1 protein-coding gene is annotated in these 656 nt (G+C 59.5%); it reads right to left on the bottom strand.

The genetic code is table 11. The features are described 5' to 3' along the window. Nucleotides 1-49 precede the first annotated feature (49 nt). The gene (locus SPK54_RS13640; RefSeq protein ID WP_330948412.1) at nt 50-301 is read right to left on the bottom strand and encodes a hypothetical protein; all 252 of its coding nucleotides are present in this window, start codon (nt 299-301) and stop codon (nt 50-52) included. Between the last annotated feature and the right edge of the window lie 355 nt (nt 302-656).

The following is a 656-nucleotide window of genomic DNA, read 5'->3' as shown; positions in this document are numbered from 1 at the left end:
ACAATTCATTCAAGCCGACGCCGCTTCGCGGCGCGGCTTAACTCAGGTGTTAGGCGGCAATCTCGTCGCCCAAGCCAATGCCGCCTTCGTCGGGGTAGTCGGTGTAGTAGGCCATGTGCTTGTAGTGCGACACGGACTCTGGATCGGACGGCTCGCCATCGTTTCGGATGCCTTCGGCAGGGCAAAGCCCGACGGTGATGAGCGTCTCCAGTTCGTCATCCGACGGCTCAAGGGTGTCGTCGATCATCAGGCCAGCGAATCGGGCCAGATCGCGGATCTCTGCAACGGTCATGGTCAACATCGTTTGTTTCCTCGTTTGGTTGTGGTTGCCGCCTAACAAATCGGTGCAGGCGAGGCCGGGTCATTGCCTCGCATGGATTAAGTTTCTCGCCGGCCCGCCTGACCTCAGCCGTTAGCGCGCAGAAGAAGCAGATTTCAGCAAAGAGCGTCTTGGACAGACGCCACAAGAGCTTCTCTGATCCACTCTCGCCCGCGCTCCGGCATATCTCGGACCTGATACACCTCCGCGCGGTGTCAGATCTCTTAGCTCCTGGCAATCTTTCACACCCTCGGCAGCGGGCAAACAGCCAGCTTCGGCGCGCTAACAATTCATTCAAGCCGACGCCGCTTCGCGGCGTCGTGGTAACGTCCTCGCA

The sequence above is a fragment of the Thermomonas sp. LB-4 genome (assembly GCF_036409385.1).
GTDB lineage: Bacteria > Pseudomonadota > Gammaproteobacteria > Xanthomonadales > Xanthomonadaceae > Thermomonas.
Note: the sequence above shows the minus strand (reverse complement) of the source record. Positions and strands in the feature narration are given on the sequence as shown.